Origin of the sequence: Planococcus sp. CP5-4_YE, assembly GCF_019042655.1 — a bacterium.
In the GTDB taxonomy this organism is placed as follows: Bacteria; Bacillota; Bacilli; order Bacillales_A; family Planococcaceae; genus Planococcus.
Map to the genome: position 1 here is coordinate 18510 of NZ_JAHPZO010000021.1, position 18165 is coordinate 36674.

14 protein-coding genes and 2 pseudogenes are annotated in these 18165 nt (G+C 40.3%); 4 read left to right on the forward strand and 12 right to left on the reverse strand.

Features of this window, described 5'->3' with window-relative positions:
* Positions 1 to 116: 116 nt before the first annotated feature.
* From KTG14_RS16275 to KTG14_RS16305, 7 genes and pseudogenes are all read right to left on the reverse strand, one after another.
* Entirely contained in the window at positions 117 to 731 is a 615-nt protein-coding gene (locus tag KTG14_RS16275; protein WP_216971871.1) for a tetratricopeptide repeat protein, read from the reverse strand.
* Between the two features lie 64 nt (positions 732 to 795).
* Positions 796 to 1728 carry a PD-(D/E)XK nuclease family protein gene (locus tag KTG14_RS16280; RefSeq protein WP_216971872.1) on the reverse strand — a complete coding sequence of 311 codons (933 nt, stop codon included), beginning with the start codon at positions 1726 to 1728 and terminating at the stop codon, positions 796 to 798.
* Positions 1729 to 1817: 89 nt separating this feature from the next.
* A complete protein-coding gene (locus KTG14_RS16285; RefSeq protein ID WP_216971873.1) occupies positions 1818 to 2699 on the reverse strand; it encodes an HNH endonuclease in 882 nt (293 codons plus the stop codon).
* A 540-nt stretch (positions 2700 to 3239) separates the two neighbouring features.
* On the reverse strand, positions 3240 to 3725 hold the full coding sequence (locus tag KTG14_RS16290) for a hypothetical protein (protein ID WP_216971874.1): 486 nt from the start codon (positions 3723 to 3725) through the stop codon (positions 3240 to 3242).
* 403 nt (positions 3726 to 4128) lie between these two features.
* Positions 4129 to 4563: a DUF4357 domain-containing protein gene (locus KTG14_RS16295; RefSeq protein WP_216971875.1), complete on the reverse strand. Its 435-nt coding sequence runs from the start codon at positions 4561 to 4563 to the stop codon at positions 4129 to 4131.
* 148 nt (positions 4564 to 4711) lie between these two features.
* Positions 4712 to 4944, reverse strand: a pseudogene (locus KTG14_RS16300) (glutaredoxin family protein).
* 109 nt (positions 4945 to 5053) lie between these two features.
* Positions 5054 to 5338, reverse strand: coding sequence for a hypothetical protein (locus KTG14_RS16305; RefSeq protein ID WP_216971876.1), 285 nt, complete (start codon positions 5336 to 5338; stop codon positions 5054 to 5056).
* 238 nt (positions 5339 to 5576) lie between these two features.
* Between KTG14_RS16305 and KTG14_RS16310 the strand changes: the two genes are divergently transcribed.
* The 3 genes and pseudogenes from KTG14_RS16310 to KTG14_RS16320 all read left to right on the forward strand — a co-directional run bounded on the left by KTG14_RS16310 (position 5577) and on the right by KTG14_RS16320 (position 8922).
* Positions 5577 to 6254, forward strand: coding sequence for a hypothetical protein (locus KTG14_RS16310; RefSeq protein WP_216971877.1), 678 nt, complete (start codon positions 5577 to 5579; stop codon positions 6252 to 6254).
* Between the two features lie 327 nt (positions 6255 to 6581).
* Positions 6582 to 7528 (forward strand): annotated as a pseudogene (locus KTG14_RS16315) (IS30 family transposase).
* 206 nt (positions 7529 to 7734) lie between these two features.
* On the forward strand, positions 7735 to 8922 hold the full coding sequence (locus KTG14_RS16320; protein WP_216971878.1) for a DNA cytosine methyltransferase: 1188 nt from the start codon (positions 7735 to 7737) through the stop codon (positions 8920 to 8922).
* Positions 8923 to 8924: 2 nt separating this feature from the next.
* On the opposite strand, the gene KTG14_RS16325 is transcribed toward KTG14_RS16320, so the two are convergent.
* From KTG14_RS16325 to KTG14_RS16335, 3 genes are all read right to left on the reverse strand, one after another.
* Entirely contained in the window at positions 8925 to 9788 is an 864-nt protein-coding gene (locus tag KTG14_RS16325; RefSeq protein WP_216971879.1) for a SinI family restriction endonuclease, read from the reverse strand.
* Between the two features lie 293 nt (positions 9789 to 10081).
* Positions 10082 to 11107: a 5-methylcytosine restriction system specificity protein McrC gene (locus KTG14_RS16330; RefSeq protein WP_216971880.1), complete on the reverse strand. Its 1026-nt coding sequence runs from the start codon at positions 11105 to 11107 to the stop codon at positions 10082 to 10084.
* A 1-nt stretch (position 11108) separates the two neighbouring features.
* Positions 11109 to 14069, reverse strand: a complete 2961-nt coding sequence (locus KTG14_RS16335; RefSeq protein WP_216971881.1) for an AAA family ATPase — start codon at positions 14067 to 14069, stop codon at positions 11109 to 11111.
* 268 nt (positions 14070 to 14337) lie between these two features.
* Between KTG14_RS16335 and KTG14_RS16340 the strand changes: the two genes are divergently transcribed.
* On the forward strand, positions 14338 to 14700 hold the full coding sequence (locus KTG14_RS16340; RefSeq protein WP_216971882.1) for a cyclic-phosphate processing receiver domain-containing protein: 363 nt from the start codon (positions 14338 to 14340) through the stop codon (positions 14698 to 14700).
* A gap of 460 nt (positions 14701 to 15160) precedes the next feature.
* Here the strand turns inward: KTG14_RS16340 and istB are convergent, their stop codons facing one another.
* A complete protein-coding gene (istB, locus tag KTG14_RS16345; protein ID WP_216971883.1) occupies positions 15161 to 15913 on the reverse strand; it encodes an IS21-like element helper ATPase IstB in 753 nt (250 codons plus the stop codon).
* Positions 15906 to 17195: an IS21 family transposase gene (gene istA / locus KTG14_RS16350; protein ID WP_216971884.1), complete on the reverse strand. Its 1290-nt coding sequence runs from the start codon at positions 17193 to 17195 to the stop codon at positions 15906 to 15908. Before istA ends, istB begins: the two co-directional genes overlap by 8 nt.
* Positions 17196 to 18165: the final 970 nt, after the last annotated feature.

Sequence of the window (18165 nt, forward strand, 5' to 3'; positions counted from 1 at the left end):
AGACTCCCAAGCGCTTAGAAAAATGCTTGTTGGAAGACCTCGCCACCATCGCCTGAGCCAAAGTACATCGGGGTTTTCATATTATGTTGCAATATCGGAAAAAATGAAAATAAGAATCAGCTAAAGTATATTTCTAAAACATTTGTGCTCTCTATTTTATCCCACTGAATTTCATCAATTAAGAAGTTTCTACCAAAAGGAATGTATATATCTTCGTCTATCGCCATGTGATTCTCTGCAGATAGCTTGAGATCTTGTAAGACGTTATTATAAGATCCATCTCCCGAGATAAGAGCGTGATAAATTTTTGAATATGGTCTTAAGTGTGGATTAGTTTCCAATGCTGACTCTGATAAATCAATAAGAGAATGAGCTATATGTTTGGGTGTATTTTTATCAGTAAAAATAGTGAAAGCAGAATGTTTTGGAAGAGAGTTTAGTGAATGTGCAGGCATCGAATCATAAAAATTCTTTAGAGGTACTTGCAAATCATTTTGTTGGATCGCTTTCTCGATTGGAGAAATCATTAAGTGATTAAAAGCCAAATAACATTTTACAGCTAAATTTTGATTTTTTTGTAGATGAGCAGTTTTTCCTATACTTAAAAATATCTCCAGATTAGTTGGCTCTATATTTAAAGCCTCTATATAACATTTTTGCGCTCCCTCTAAATCCCCACTTCTTTTTAATGTTATTCCTCTAGATAGTAGTTGACTTACTTGATTAGACATTGCAAAATCTCCTCCATATATGAATTTTTTACATTTAAAATTAACTCTATCCTATAAGTTTTAGTTAATACATCTCACACAACTCTTTAAAATTGCAACGGTCGCACTTCCAGGCATGCTCTGTCTTCTCAAACTCTTGTAAGTTCACAGGCTGGTTTTTAGCAACATTCTCAAGAAGGGAAAACATTTTCTCGTTACTGAGTTCAAAAGTGTGGTTTACCTTTAAGAAATCATACTCATTCAAGGAATAAGTGGCGTTTGTACCATTTAATAAGTATTCATTTCTCACTTCAATCTCAGAGAAGTCTTCCAGATTGAATTTTTGCTTGAGATACAACGCATAAAGGGCCAATTGTTCCCGATCTTCATCTGTCGATTTTCCGGTCTTCCAGTCAACAATGATCCATTTCCCTCTTTTAAAATCCCGATAAACCATATCCATTACGATATAAGTTTTCGTTTTGTGAAACACCATTGTACGGAACTGTTCAAATTCAAAGACCTTCGTTTGATTTTTATCTTTGATTTCCTTGAAAGTTTGACTTTCCAAGAAGTTCTTCATGCTGACGCTCAATCGGTATTTGATTTCCTCTATCTTTTCCTCTGGAATCGCTCCATTGTAGTAAACTTCATGGAACATGGTAAAATGCTTCGGTTTTGCTTCCCACTGCAGCCGATTAGTTTTTGAATCCGTAAATCCTTGGTTCAACCTCTGACTCACATGAGCTGTTAATGTTTCTTCTTTTGGGACCACACCCGTTTTCAGATACTCAGTGACAACTTTTTCAATCAGTTCATGAATGATGCTCCCAAAGAACATTTCCACATTGGTGATGTTTTTCAACCGATAAGCCGACTTAGCAAGTTCAGAACCTTCTCTCAACCAGCCATTGTGGCTCATATAATAGTTATATGCGTATTTCCGGTTACATTCCATCAGCAGTTTATGCCGGGACAGTGACCAAGAGTATTCCGGATATGCCTTCACTTCAAACATGGACTAACACCTCTCCCTTAGTTTATATTTCTCTCATTTCCTACATTCCACGGAAACAGTTACTCCCGAAAAAACGATAATTAGTTCTCCTATCTGTATTCTGTTCCTCCACCCCAGATAGCCCTGCCTCCTATATGACCAGTTTGCTGGTGCAACTCTTCTCGTACGAGTTGTATCCTTCCTGGTTCTTCGTGATGATGCCAGTCGAATCCGGCAGGCGTGGTGCTCGATCGCAGATTCTGAATGTCTTGCTGTGTGAAGTTCAAGGAATCTGCTAATCCTGGATTCTCCTGAATGGACCAAAATAATTGAAGATTCGCTTCTTGAATATGACTTTCATCACTCAGCAAATAACTATCCGGTGGCAAAGTGGCTTCGAATTCTGCAGGAAAAACAGGGAAATAGCCTTCATGAACGGTGCCATCATAGAAGACTTGATTTTCTTCAAACGGCACTTCTGTTACTGGGTGGAAATCTCCTGTAAACGAACCTGTTGAGTGAGCGGAGACTGTTTCTTCTCCGCCCACTTGATCAATGAGACTATAACCAGCGCCAATGACAATCGACATTTTTAATAAATTTTTCGTCGCTTGTTTTGTTTGCGCAGTATTTCCTGTAAAAATGCCGGTTCCCGTATCGCCCACGTTCTTCATTCCATAAACAGCAGCCCGGCCAATTCCTTTTGCAGTCCTTCCAACCGGCTCTTTCAGGTTTGTGAGACCTGCGTTTTGAATTTCCGGTTTTTTTGCCAAGGCTCCGTAAGCTGTTTGGATTCCGCCTTCGGTAAACTGTGCTCCTGTGTCAATTACTGCAACAGAAGAATTCACTATTGCGTGGGCGATTTCCGCTAGGTACTCTCCTGTTTCTGGTAGTTTTTTTGATACCAGCTTCCCAGTACCTGTTATCGTCATCTTCGCTGCCTTGCCGGTCATTTTGGCAGCCCCTCCTACGGTAAATCGTAATACTCCCATTCATTCAGACCTCTTTTCATAATTCACCGAGATATTTCCGCAAGTTCAAAGATCTATTCAATCAATGAATCATACCTTTAGCTCCATTTATCTTAATAAAAATAATGGAAATATATAGCGCCTTCGCAGTAGCCTCCAAAAACACTATGGCATCGTGCGGGTACTTTGAAGTGGCTCCCCACCAGCTTTGTAAAAGTTTAAACTTAAATTGTTTCCCATATTTCTCTTTATCGCTAATAAGCTACTACATTACAGAGATATTTCCCGCGATTTTCGATTGCTCCAAGTATATCTAAACTTCAACATGGAATTACATGGCAAACACCACCGTTGTTTCATTCACAATAGAAGTACAAAACTTTGCAATGAATTAGTACAAAGTTCTGCAAAAAAACCTTAAACACCGTTCAAACAAATGTGAGTTCAGATTTTTTTGCTTTTAACAGCGATAGGATATTAATTGATTTCAATCGTTTCATTTCTTTCGTCAAGTATGAAAGTTGAGTTTTGAAGTGTAACAATAGGACTTAACCACTTCTATTATTTCTTGAACAGGTTAAATGGCCATCTTTTACCTACCTCTGGTTTTACATCCTTTTTAGTGATTATATCTTTCGCCTCTTCAAAGAAAAGTTGCATCATTTCAATTATGTCTTTGTCTGAAATACTGCCAAGTTTCGGATTTATGTCTTGTATATTCGACTTAAACTGGGATCCAATAAATTCAAACGGTTTTGAAAGTTGGTTTAATCCATTGTACATACTCACCCTCATAATCAAAAATTGAAATATGTTCTCTGAGCAGTCCTGCATTAGGCTACTTTCTATGTGCTTGATTATACGATCTTCCTCGGTACCATCTGTTATTTCCATATGTACAGCATGGCTCACAGCCCACGTCCTTAATGCCATTAATTCCAATCCCACCATTATTTTCTGGTCTTCGGACAGGCTTTCGAAGTAGTTTTGAAAGGCACTGGACATACTTCTTTCTGCAATCAAATCATACAGTTCATTTGCTGCCAAAAAAATTCCCCCTAATGAAATAATTTTTTAACCTTTTATTTTTTATCTAATAATCACCCGATTAAGAGAATGGATAAAAATAAAGTTACTTTTGAACTGAACATATTATACTATTAAATGGGATATTTTATATAATAAAATGTAATAATTTACTTATTTTTTTCGAAAGTGCAAGTTTTAGCATGTACATCATAAGCGGTCACAGGTTGTATCCGCATATGCGGGATAATGATAATGACGGGATGGGAGGAGAGTAAACTTTTGAAAGGACGGTGTCTACCTAGGAACAGTTGAAAAATAGAACTAGAAAACACTGAGTTTTATATCAGTTTTTTCTTTTAAAATACAAAAAAACATCGCCAAAAGCGATGCTTACATTGTACGCTTATCTCATTTGTGGACGCTAAATTTTCTGCCAGTCATGCGCTCCTTTCGCCCAGCCGCCGATCGCGACACCCATCGCAATCAAAGGCGATGCGAATTCCACATCTTCCATCACCAAGTACTGGTGGCCAAGCGGCATCAATTTGCCCGACAGCAATAGCTCTTCCCGCAGCTTCAAATAACGCTTCGGACATTTCGGCGTAGTCGTGCCCGCAAACTTCGAGCCGCGCTGCACGACAAATTGCTCGCCTTGGTAAAATCCGCTCGCATCCGCCCCGCGTTTTGATGTGATATAGAATAATTCCGGCGGCGTCTCATGATAAAGCTTCACCATCCCGCTATCGAATGGATCAATCGCCTGCTCTTCCCCCGTCGCCGGATCCACCTCAAAAAAGCGGTACACTTCCCCAAACTCCGGATGATCGATCGCCGCTACAAAAAACTCCTTTTCCATCAGCCTTCCCCCTATTCTAAGAAAATTGCCTTTCATCTCTTAGATAGATGGAAACTGCGGAAAAGGAGACAGGATGTTGAAAGTTTTTTTAAAAAAAGTTTGCTGTGAATTTTGGAAACGCCAAATCAACAGTGTTGCTATTGAAATTTTACTGCTTCAACAAAGATTGGACTCGCTGCGGATCGAAGCCGAGTACCCATTCGCCATTGATGTTCGCCTGCGGAACCCCCATTCAGTTACCTGAACGAGACGGCTCGCCGCTACGGGATCTTTCTGAACGTTGACTTCGGTATAGGCGATGCCGTTTTGATCCAGGAAGTTTTTGAGCATTGTGCAGTAAGGGCATGTGTTAATTGAGTAGACAGTTACTTGGTTTTGCATGTGGATTCCTACTCAAATATAATTCCTAAATGGATATACGACCTCTACTTGAAGAAGGAGTAGTAGAAATGCAATTTATCTGTTCAGAATTTATTGAAACACAATTTTTTTAGAATTTATCTTTTGTAAATGCTATGTAATGTTTAAGAGCATTGCTGTACATATTATTTCCACGATGATTCTTATCAATAAAACAAGGAATAGCAAAATATGTTCGATAAGTCTTTTCTACTTCGAAGGAGTCAACAATACTATATAGGCTTCCCTGTAGCTTTCCTTCATCATTCAGTTCTTTAGAAATTGTGTTAATAGCTCCAGCATACTTACTAATTGAATTCGGACTTAAGCTTGTATTGAGTTCTAACCAATTTACAAATTCGTTTTTTCTGATCATTAGATGCCCCCTTTAGATCTATTGATGACAATAATTATATAACATTTTGAATTCATAAAATCGTCTTATCTATATATTTTTTGATTATGGACCTTCTTTTTTCTTACTACATAATCTATAGTCTTGATTTAATTATGTACTATATTTTATAAACAAGATAAATCATTCGGTTGCATGGACTTCCTGCCGGGTTTGCTCTAAAATGATCCATAGCACTGATAGTATCGGAGGGAAAAGAATGAAATTACTTCAAGTACGAAAAGGACAATTCGTCTATTACAATAACGAATTGCATAAAGTCTATTCCGTCAAGCCGCTCGCTAAAAAATCGGTCTTGATGTTCCGTGTCAAAGACATGGAGCAAGTGGCGAGCCGCGCTGACGAAGTGTCCCTCTATAAGCCAAAACATATGGATTCGTTCCTGTTCTTCGGGGAGCGCTACACATTGCGCGAAGACGTATCCGCAGAAGAAGGCGGCTACATCCTGATCGCCAAGCCGGACCCGGATTATATGGATCATTATTCCTTGAACGAGTTCGAGAAAATCGAATCGGTCGAAGGCAATAATGTCATCACGACGAGACAAAACACCGTCAAGTCGAGAGAATTTTTCGTGATGGTTCCGGGAGAAGAGCAAGGCAGCAACGATATTGCGTATTTCGACAAAGGAAAAGTGTCGGAAGAACAGAAGCAGCATGATGCACAGCTTGCAGACGATCTGCGTGATAGAAGCTCGATCCGCCCGTCAATCGGCGATGTCTATTTGAACCTTGATAACACAGGCACGGCCATGGTCGTCGCGATCATGGGTGAAGAAGTGACACTTGGAACAGGCGACAAGCTGACGTTCCACGACTTGCATAAAGCGGATAACTGGAGCTACCTCTACAATGTAGCAGACGGGGATTTCCGGTAAAAGGTAGCTAAATAGTTGCTTTTTTTAAATTACACAGAAACTTTATTTCAATTCATTAAGTCTGTCTTCCGTTTTCACGATATAACAATCGGTAAGATACTTTTTCTCTTTACACCCTTAAAGTAGTCTAATTGTTCTGTTTTATGTAAACCGCGTTTATAAATCCGCCTTTTCCTTAGACTCTTATATTGATAAATTATGCAACTTAGTTTATTTATTAGATGAATTGTAATATTAAGCGCAACACTCGCTGAAAACAAAAAAGGGCCCATGACAGACTCGTGTAAAATGTAAGTTACCACACCAAAACTACACGGAGGTTCTGTCATGAGCTATGTCCAGCTTACCATAAAAAACGAAGCCAAATAGAGGTATTGACCCGACTTCATTATTCCATCCGTGCGATTGGGCGAGAACTCAATCGTGCGCCTTCTACCATTTCCCGCGAGCTAAGACGCGCTGGACATCAAGGCGATTATCAGGCGGAGCACTCGCAGTCGGGCTATCAAGAGCGTAAGAAAAAGTGTGGCGCGAAGCTGAAACACACCGCCACGATCCTGAAGTTGATCCAAGAGAAACTGCTGGAAACCTGGTCGCCGAAACAGATTGAACACCGACTGTTCGAAGGGAGATTGTGTTTCAAAACTATTTATCGCTGGATTTATGATGGGCGGCTAGAGCTGTCCCTCACCGTGCTTCGCCAAAAAAGCAAGCGACGGAGACCACGAGAGACACGCGGCCGATTTTCCGTGGGCACCCCGATTGCGAAACGCCCGAAAGAAGTCCGCACGCAGAAGACGTTCGGCCACTGGGAACTGGATACGGTGGTCTCCAGCCGCGGGAAAAGCAAAGCGTGTGTCGCGACGCGACGTTTGTCGAGCGCAAAACACGCTGGTACCGGGCAATTAAAATGGTCGACCGGACCGCAGCTTCCATGCAGAAAGCCGTTCAGACGCTTCATCACGCGCTTCCGGCAGGTGCCATTCAAACCGCCACCACCGCCCGAGGCAAGGAATTTAGCTGTTATTCGGCGTTGGAACAGTCGCTCGCGATCGACGTGTATTTTGCGGATCCGTATTCCTCGTGGCAGCGAGGAAGCAATGAAAACAGCAACGGGCTTCTGCGTGAATTCTTTCCGAAGAAAACCGATTTTGCCGGCGTAAGTGAAGCGCAGTTGACGGAAGCTCTTCACCTGATCAATCCGTCCACGAAAATGTCTGGAGTGGCAAACCGCCACGGAAGCCTTTGAAGAGGAACTGTTGCACTTAATTTGACAAACTATCACTTAGAAAAATCAAACTTTACTGAATGGACGAACACACTATTAATCTGACATAGTGATTAAGTACTCTTTAAAAACTTCTTTAAAAATGCTTTTCCTTATCTTCAAATCGGACACGTTTTTTTAATGTCTTCTTCCAGACATTAATAGTGGACCAATCTCAGAATATATGATAGTATTCTGATAGAGGTGAGCTGAATGACAAATAATATAATTTCATTTTTTTCAGGTGCTGGTGGGATGGATTTAGGATTTGAGCGAGCAGGTTTCAAAATAAAGTTAGCTGTTGAACTAGAGCAAATAATGTGTGAAACTTTGCGATTAAATAATAAAGATACTTCATTGAATATTCTACAAGGAAATATATTGGAAACTAGTACAGACGAAATACTAGATAGATCTAGCCTTAAAAAAGGTATGGTTACCGGCATTATTGGTGGTAGTCCTTGTCAGTCGTTTTCTACGGCAGGAAATCGTGGAGCGTTTTCTGATGATCGTGGTCAAGCTATGATAAAGTATATTGAATTGATCAATGAAATTAAACCAGAATTTTTTGTGTTAGAAAACGTTAAAGGACTATTGTCGGCTGCTTTAGAACATGTATCTTTAGAAGATCGTAAAAAGAATAAAGAATACGGAATTCCATTAAAAGAAACTCAACAACCTGGTAGTGCATTTAAATATTTACTTAGTAAAATTAGAGGCTATGACGTACATTATAAAGTATTGAATGCAGCAGAATATGGTGTTCCTCAAAAACGTGAGCGTATTTTTATAATAGGATTTATAAAAGATGCTCAAGGTATACCAATGTATGATTATGTATTCCCAACTCCCACTCATAGAAAAATATCAAATCAAAATGCAACTCTATTTGACTACGAAAATAGAGAAAGTGATTTGCAACCATGGGTGAGCTTTATAGAGGCCACATCTAACCTTGATACATCGAAGATGAATTATCAAAAGTATTCTGAAAAACGTTTGGAAATTATGAAAAAAGTTCCTAAGGGTGGAGGGAATTGGCGTGATTTAAAAGTATTTGGTGAAATATTTGTTCGTGAGGCTATGAGAGGAGCTTATGAGTCAGGAGGGGGTAAAGTCGGTTTCTTCAGACGCATAAAAGCTAATGAGCCAGCTCCAACTTTGTTGACCTCCCCCGCTCAAAACAGTACGAATTTAGGTCATCCTTACGAAGATCGTCCTCTTTCTATTGAAGAATATTTAGCAATCCAACAGTTTCCTGATGGCTATAATTTGTTTGGAAATTTGTCTGATCAGTATAAGCAAATAGGCAATGCAGTACCTGTGGGTTTAGCATATGTGGTAGCAAAATCTATTCTAACAACTTTAGAAAACAAAAAGATAGAACATAGCCATGTTTAAGGCTAAGTTCTATCTTTTTTTGAAACATTCAATATCTTTGGATTTTTTTCTACGGTACATTTTAAAAATTCCATATAATCCTCTTCACTAAACTGAGGGGAAGAGCCACACAAGTCTCGAATCATTTCATTCAATTCTTCCCAATTAAATATTGGTTGAGCTTCTTTATTGACTGTCTTTTTTGATAAACGGTTCCATTTAGAGATTTCAACAGGAGTTCCCTCACGAACTACAACACTTGAACTGTTTTCTGTATTATATTTATTTTTAACTTGTAATAAAAATAACTCTGATTTGTCAGTCCCCCTTTTTCTCAAACCAAAATCCGCGGCTTTAACAACTTCTCCATCTAACCAGATAAAATTATAAGGATTTTCACAAATTTTGCTTGCTAGGTATTCTTCCAACAAATGACCTTGTATATTTTCGATCGACATTAATAAGTCGTGGTTATCAATAGATAATTCTATCTCTTTTTTACTAATTGGACTTTCATTGGTCTTGTAAAAATATTCTAAAACATATTCTAATGCAGGATCTCTTACAACACTTCTTTCATGTAAGGGAACTGCCTCTTTTAAAGATTGAGGCCTACCTCTGTTTATCACTAGTTTTTTTATCCATCGTTTAGTATACATAAAAACTTTCTCGGGAGCGCTTTCAATTTTTTCTATCGAATCGACCTTCTTTGTATTGTTAATAACACCAAATTCAGTACATACTTTGACAATGTGAGTAATTTCTTTTCTATCTTCTTCAGATAAGTTTAAATCACCCACTTCTTTTGAAAGCGAGTTGAGAACCTCGTCTACTAAGTTTTTTAACTCATCAACTTCAAACTTTTCTAACTCTATGTTTAAATCCAAAATTTCTCCCCCTAATTCAATAAGTACTCTATTATAATTCTTCTCGAATTTCAAAGAATTACTCTAAGTAACAAAGAACATTTTCTAGTTTACCTAGTACACTTCTTTAGAATAGTTAAAAAATCATTAAGCATCGGAAAACCTCCTTACGAATTTCGAAATAAATTTAGATTACATGTTGGCAATACATTTTTCTCACTTGTTACTTTTAAACTCTCATTATTATTTAATCTTTTAGTTAATGAATTTAAAATCCTATAAATGAGTTAAATAATGCTACTTTTATAATACCTTCAATTTAGTGCGGAGATCAAACTGTTATGAATTTCTCGCCAAGAGTTATTCAAGTTTAAAGTAAGTACTTCCATTTTTATTTGTTCGCTCCACATATATTTTTCATTTATTAGTTCTCCATTGAATGGATAAATCAGGATGCCACGTACTTTTACTTCGGAATCCTGGTGCATCAGATAAGTAAATAATTGATACATATTCCCGCTGCGGAAGGACGACTTACCGTAGTAATTCTGGAAAACGTCTTTATAGAACTTGGCATCGATGATGATTTTCTCCAGCCCGTTCTTATGGCTTAAGGAGACATCAGTCCGCATGCCAGGAAGGAACGCTTTATTGCCCTCCAGCTTCCACTGCATACTTTCCGCTTTCACTCGGTAATCCTTCTGTTCCCATTTATAGAAATTCAATAGGAACTTTTCGAAGATGCCGTTCAGTGCTTTTTCATCGATTTCAGCTGAGAACAGGCTCCAATTGCCGCTTTTATGCGATAGCAAAGTCATTTCGTGCAACAGAAGCGCAATTTGCAGAACCCGCTTGTAATGCATATTATGCCGTCCGAATGACAGCTTTGCGAAAGAGGATTTATTGAGTGGTGGCGCTTCGACTTCCGCCATCACTTCCGTATGATTGAAACTGCGCGCTTTAGTGTCCTGTTTTACGTAACGGTTCAAGCTGATCGATTTCAGGGTGGATTTAATCAATTGAGTGATTCGGATATTCGCCGTATATTCATCTTTCTCACAGACGACCATCGGCTTTCTGGCGATGATGTAAGGCATCGATTCCTTCATCATTATACGCCCCGACAAGCGATTGGTCGGTTCTGCCTTGGAGACATAATCTTTCACCAATCCTCTGCGCTCCACAACTTCGAACTCTTTCAGGAATTGTCTGCAGATAAAATCGTAAGTGATCATTTCTTCATCCACATCGTTCATGCTTCGGGCGAGTTCAGGCATGTTCTCTGCATAGCTTAAGAGGACAAACAAGTTCCGGATTGGGACTTTGAAAGATTCCACCATCTTATATTTCCTCCATCAACCGCCCGACAATTTCAGGGCGGTCGAAAAAGTACTCTTCCAATAACGGTAGTATCTCAAAATCCATGATTCCCTCGAACCACTGGCGTTCATCGACATTACTCGGTTTAGCAGTGAAGAAGGAATGCCCGATTGCGTATCCGTTTCCTAATTGATAGTCATTGATGATTTCATTGTTCAGCGTTTCGACTGTCTGCTGGATTCTGCCCACCATCTCTGCAGAAACATTTTCCTTGATCATGTGCTCACGCCATTTTTCATTGAATGCAGGGTTCAAAGTGACGAAGGCAAAACGGCGTCTCAGCGCCACTTCTAATTGTGCTAGCGATCGGTCTGCCGTATTCATCGTGCCGATTAAATAGAGGTTGCTCGGAACCGTGAATTTTTCTTTCGAATACCCCATCGTCACGAACTCATCGCGCTTGTCCCTCTCAATGAGTATGAACAACTCCCCGAAAATTTTCGATAGGTTGCCCCGGTTGATTTCATCGATGACGAAATAATAATCCTGTTCGGGATTGTCGATTGCCTTTTGGCAGAAATCATGAAAAATGCCGTATTGAAGGGCGAATCCGGTTTCTTTTGGCCGGAAGCCCATCACGAAATCTTCATAGGAATAATTCTGGTGGAACTGGATCATCTCCACACGGCTCTCGTCTTTTGACCCCATCAGTGAATACGCAAGCCTTTTCGAGACGAAGGTTTTCCCGACGCCTGGAGGGCCTTGCAGGATGATGTTTTTCTTGTATTTCAAGAGGCTGGAAATCTTGTCGTAGCTCGCCTCATCCATAAACACTTCATCCAGGAACGCTTCCTTGGAATAGGGTTCGTATATCTCTTGGCTTCCTAACGTCTCTTCCAAGGCTTGCTTCAAGTTCGGCTTCAGACGCCACAGGAAATGATTGTTCTCTTCGTATTCACCTTCGAATAGCACACACCAATGGCAGACGCTCCCGTCGTCACGGTGGACATCTTCCAAGCCGGTTGCTTCTTTGATTCTTTTCGCCAGGCTCACCACTGGGCTGTTGAAAGCGGAGCGGCTCATCCCAAGCTCTTCACCTAATTGGCTGGCAGTTGCCTGTCCGCCCATTTCAACGATCTTTTTGAGATAGACAAGATCCTTCTCCCTGAAGGTGGTGTCATCTTCAAGTAATTCTATCCATTGTTCTTTGGAGAGTTCCTTTGCACCCGTGATTTCCGGCTCTGCTATTTCTTTGCCCTCGTCAAACTCCCCGATTACTTCGATTATTTTATACCGGAAATCTTCATAGGAAAAACCTTCAGCATCCTCTACTTCAGCTACACTTCTTTGGCCCCCTTGAGGGTGCTGATCGCCGTAGTGCAAGCCGTATTCAATTCCTGCCGGATCGATAGCCACAAACAATTGCGGAGCGATACGATGGTTTGCCCGTTCGGCCCCGTAAACAGCTAACCAGCACCGGGAGGTCCCAAATTGGTTATTCCAGCTATAGCCGTTCAATACTTTATCCCCTACTAATTTCCGGTCATTCAATTCCTCGAAATTGCGGATGGCCCGGTGGATTTTCATCAGCTCTGTTTGGACTTTCTTCTTTTTATCGAAGTAATAAATCTGGAATAATATCGAGAAATCGCTCCATGAATTGAGGATTTTCGTATCGTATTTGGCGCTGACTTCCTGCTTGATCGACTCCATTCCTTCCATTGAGATCGCGCCATCTTCCAGGATCTTTTCGATGATTTGGTGGCGGATCAATTTCACTTTTTCGTTATTCCTGTATTGGTCGCTTATCTGTTCCAGTGTTTCGGGATCCATGTCCGCTAATTCTTTGAGCATCAGTTTCTGATCTGTTTCGAAGCGGCTGAGCTCTTGCGACATACCGAACAGGTAATCAACTGCACTTTCCACTTTGACCTGGTCATATGTAGCCAAGCAATAGAAGAAATCTTGGACATCAAGCGCTGTTAAAGAAGGATCGTCCTTCCTGAAATGGTCAAGTGTAGATTGGCAAATATAGCGGTATACTTCGTAATTCTTCCCCGCCGATCCAAGCTTCATCTCGATGCCATAATCCTCCTTGATGGCCGTGAACACTTCTTGTTTATAAATAGGGAAATTTTTATAATTTTTAGCTGCTAACAAATAACTGAAAAGCGGCGCGCCAAATGAAAGCTCTTTGTTAAAGGCTTTTCCTTCTTCACGAAATTCTTCGATCCTTTCGCTGATCGGCGAGTTGGAATTATAAAGCTTATTCATCAAGGCAGCTACTTCGACAGGTTTCGCCTCAGCAAATATCAATAGATCAGCTATATTGCTCCAAGAAACAAAACTTTTTGCACTCCGATTTTCCTTCTGTAGTTTTTTCACGATATCCACTACAGTCAGTTCATTGATGTCCTGGACTTTCAAAAAATCATTCAAGCGCGAAAGTATCTCAAGCTTGTACGCTTCGTCATAAGTTTCACTGCCCTTGAATTTCAGATACCTTCCATAAGCCATATCGAGATAAGGGATATTGAACAGCTGCTTCCTGATTTCCGAATACTCACTTTGGGAAGGTGCGGCTTTGCCTTGCTTTAACTCTTCCTCAAAATAGACATAGGCAGCTTGTTCGAGCTCAGGACGCAGTTCCCACAGAAAACGATTGCTGTCCCGCTGCCATTCCCCTAGAAACGGGATATGCCAGGTCCGGTCCTTGCCGTCATCTTGCTTAGGATATGAAATGCCTGGGTAATTTTTCATGATCCTTTTTCCAAGCCGGTCCACTTGGAGATTCAATGCACCTCTCCCCTTCAAGCCGATTGCATGGGCAATAGGAGTGGCATGTGGACGCCCGTCAAATTGCAGTATAGCGAGAATCATTTTCCGGTCCTGCTCCTGGAATACGTCCCCATTTCGCAGCATGTCCAGCCATTGATTCTTTGTGATTGCAAGAGGTGTGTCGTATATGGTTTGTGCGCTCATATCTATCATCCTTTCAGAAAAACGATTAGTATTTCCATTCTCTATATAGAAGAATCCGAATAATTCCCAACTATATATATTGGTAAATATTTTCACTTATCATATCATACGTAAAATTCATTTATATCTTTCATTTCATGGATTTGTGAGCTCTGCCGGTGTCACTAATTTATTCCATTAAAATGCTACTAAAAAGAACGTTTGTTCTGCATAATGAAGTTCACTAAAAACTATTTGCAAAACTTCAAATTCGAGGAGGATGAAGTCCATGAAAAAAGAAATCAATTTGTATGTCGACGATTTGAGGGATTGCCCAGAAGGTTATGTCGTGGCAAGGAATGTAGACGAGGCGATTAATTATCTCGAAAACTATAAAGTGAAAATCCTGACCTTAGACCATGACCTCGGGGAAGATGCAGACGGCCGACTGCTACCGACTGGATATGATTTGGTCAAGTTGTTTTGCGAGCGGGGTTATCATGCTGATAGGATTTATATTCACACAGACAATGGAGCCGGCCGGGAGAATATGTACCATACCCTGAAAGGCGCTCAGCGGAGAGGGTTTATCGCTCCTGATATTGAGATCCATCATTATTCGATTACGGTGAACCGGTATTCTGGTGATTAAAACACTCTGAGTTAAAATTTTTTTAGATTTACTGCTTTGATTTCTTCAACAAACTTGCTCACCCTAAACCAAAAGTAAAGACGCCTTCTTGTTAAATGCTTACCGCATTTATGGAGGCGTCTTTTGCTGTTTATACTTTTTCTTTGTTTAGAATTCATGTGAAACATTGTGTTCCATCATGAAGAAATAATCCTCCTGCTCTGTTTTTCTTGATGCCTCATTTGAGTCCCACCGGCATCTCGTTTACCAATGTCTCAGTGGAGGCATCCAATCGATAGACAACTTCTTTTTGATAAAGCCTTACTTAAAATAAATTTCGGGTTTTCTTTAACAATAACTAAGAACTCCAATAAAATATGATTTTATCTTTTCAACCATTGAGCAGTTTCTTGTAAATTATTATTTAGTGTAAATGTCAACTTGACTATGTACATTTTCGCTTGTTTAAGGATGCACAACTTCACTCGTTTTCAGAAGCTAAATGATGCTTGAGGCGATAAGATTCGCCCACAATGCTGACCACCGTGGCGTGATGCAGGATGCGGTCCAGGATGGCGTTGGCGATCTTCGTATCCTGAAAGACCTCATCCCACGACTTGAAGTTCACATTGGTCGTGAAGATGGTGCTGCGCTTTTCATACCGCATATCAATGAGTTGGAAAAAACTTTTGGCGTCTTCCGGATCAATCGGTAAATAGCCGATTTCATCGATGATGAGAAGTTTGTATTTCGTGTAGTGTTTTAAACGGGCCTCTAAGCGATTCTCCAATCGCGCTTTCTTTAATTGCTGAAGAAGATCATGGCACTTGATAAAATAGGTGCTTGTTCTTTTCTTGGCGGCTGCGATTCCGATGGAAGTCGCCAAATGGGTTTTGCCCACACCGCTGGTGCCTAAGAATACAATGTTCTCTAGGTTCTCGATAAAGCGCAGGGACAGAAAATCATACATCTGCCCTTTGTTGACGGTTGGCTGGAAGTCGAAATCAAATTGGTCCATTTCCTTCAAATGAGGAAAAGCTCCGACCTTCACCATGGATTGAAGCATATTCTTTTCGCGCACGTCGATTTCATAGTTGGTCAATTTCACCAACATCTCCACAAAGGACTGTTGGTTCGAGATGCTGAAGTCGATGACTTCATTAACGTGGGCTGTCATTTGCTTCAACTTTAGGTACTCTAAATTTTGGACAAGTTGCTGATAGGTATTAGTCATGCTTGTACACCTCACCGATCGCTGCCAGATTTCCTTTAGCTAATTCCTCGATGTTCGGATAATCGGGAAGGGCCTGGCTTAAACTCTCTTGATAATGGGTCGGCTTGTAGTTCAGAGGCGACTGACTAATGGGATGCTGGACAAGTAGCTCTGTGTTATCATACACATATAGTTGGTCATCAAATGCTTGTAGACCTACGGTCTTTCCTTGATACTTGGCTGGTACCGAGTAGTGTTTTCCTTTATAAGGAACCATATTTGAAGGGTTGACCTTTACAAGCGTGTGATTGATCTGATAAGAATCTCTTATTTGTTTCCGTGGTAGGGGCAATAAGAGGTTCTTTTCTTGTTTTAGCGCAAATACGGGTATTTTATGCGTCCCTTGATGGAACGACTGGTTGATCCGTTCGCACAGCTTTTGGACAAATAGATGCAGCTCTTCCAAGTTGAACTTGCCTTGGTACGCATGGATTTCATCTAGGTATTTCATCGGCGCTTCCACTTTTCCTTTCGTATTCGGTTTTCCAGCGATGCAGGGATGTACTTTGAATCCGTAGTCTTGCGCAAATTGGGCGAACTTCGCATTGACCTTCCCTTTGGAATAGCGGGTACGAGAATCATCCATAACGGTCTTCATATTATCGGTGACAATCACTTTCGGTACACCGCCAAAAGTTTCAAACGCGTCGTTCATAAAGGAAAAGAGAACGGCTTGCGATTTGGATATGCTCAAGTGGAAAGCGCGGAATCGCGAATAAGAAAGCAAGAGAACAGCGACGTTGATGTAGACGACTTCTCCGTCCTTGGTTTCGTAGGGGAGGTTTTCTTTCCAGTCCAGTTGGGCTTGTTCCCCGGGAGGGGTCTCAAAACGTGTACTCGATTCGAGGGGGACCGTCCGTTTGCCCTCTTTGAAATAGGCATTGAATTCAGGCGTTCGTTGAATATATGCACGAAAAGTTGACTGTCCGCATTTCAATCCATGATTGTCTTTCAAGTATTGCCAAAGAATCCGTTTGTAATAGAAAACCTGTTTGGATTCGACGGAAAGAAGGAGCGAAATGACTTCATAGAATTCGTCGATTTGGGAGGCCTTCTTCTTGGTTTTGGATGGCATGAAGCCGTTTAAGTATTTGTCGATCGTTCGGCGGTCCACGCCAAGCTTTCTCGCTAATTCACTTTTGTTTATTTTCATTTTTAAATTCTCCATTAGGGTTTTAAATTTCGGCAAGTCACTCAACTTCTTCACTTCAAATTCCGTTTCAATCGCTAGCTGTATGTACATACTAATCACCTCTAGATTAGTATGCCGATGCACATCAAAATTGTACATGCTTAGGCAATCATTTTAGTACATAGTTAAGCTATCATTTCTAATTTAGTGCTTGTCCACTTTTACTATTTAGAATAGGGCTATTTAAATAGGATTTTAAGTTGTAGTCATGCATGAAATCTACATGCATTCTCAATGCTGGTACTCTGTCTTCCATATTAGTCGTGAATTGATTAAATACTTTGGCAAAATTCTTATAGTCGTCTTCTAAGTTAATTAAGTTCCCTTCGAAATAAAAACCCAGGATATTTGGAAATTTCCCTATAACTTTAATGTTATCTTGAGTTGATAATTGAAGTATAGTAGCTTCTTTATCTCCTTGATCTTGAGCGAGTGAATACCGGTCTGCTGTAAACGCTAAACTAGATTAAACAGTTTTCCACAAATAACGGTAAACAGATTCCGCCAATTAAGAATCAACAGTTTACCGATACCTAAGCACTTTTAATATACTTGAGAGAGTCTATTGAAAGTGAGGAATGAGGAGTGGAAAAGTTTATGATTTACAACGAGATTCACCAACTACGCAGCGCGGGATTTACGAATAGCGCGATTGCTAGAAAGCTGAAGATATCTAGAAATCGGGTGATTGATTATGGAAAGATGACACCTGATGAGTTTTGCCAAAGTATTTAATCAATTCACGACTAATATGGAAGACAGAGTACCAGCATTGAGAATGCATGTAGATTTCATGCATGACTACAACTTAAAATCCTATTTAAATAGCCCTATTCTAAATAGTAAAAGTGGACAAGCACTAAATTAGAAATGATAGCTTAACTATGTACTAAAATGATTGCCTAAGCATGTACAATTTTGATGTGCATCGGCATACTAATCTAGAGGTGATTAATTATCTCGAAAACTATAAAGTGAAAATCCTGACCTTAGACCATGACCTCGGGGAAGATGCAGACGG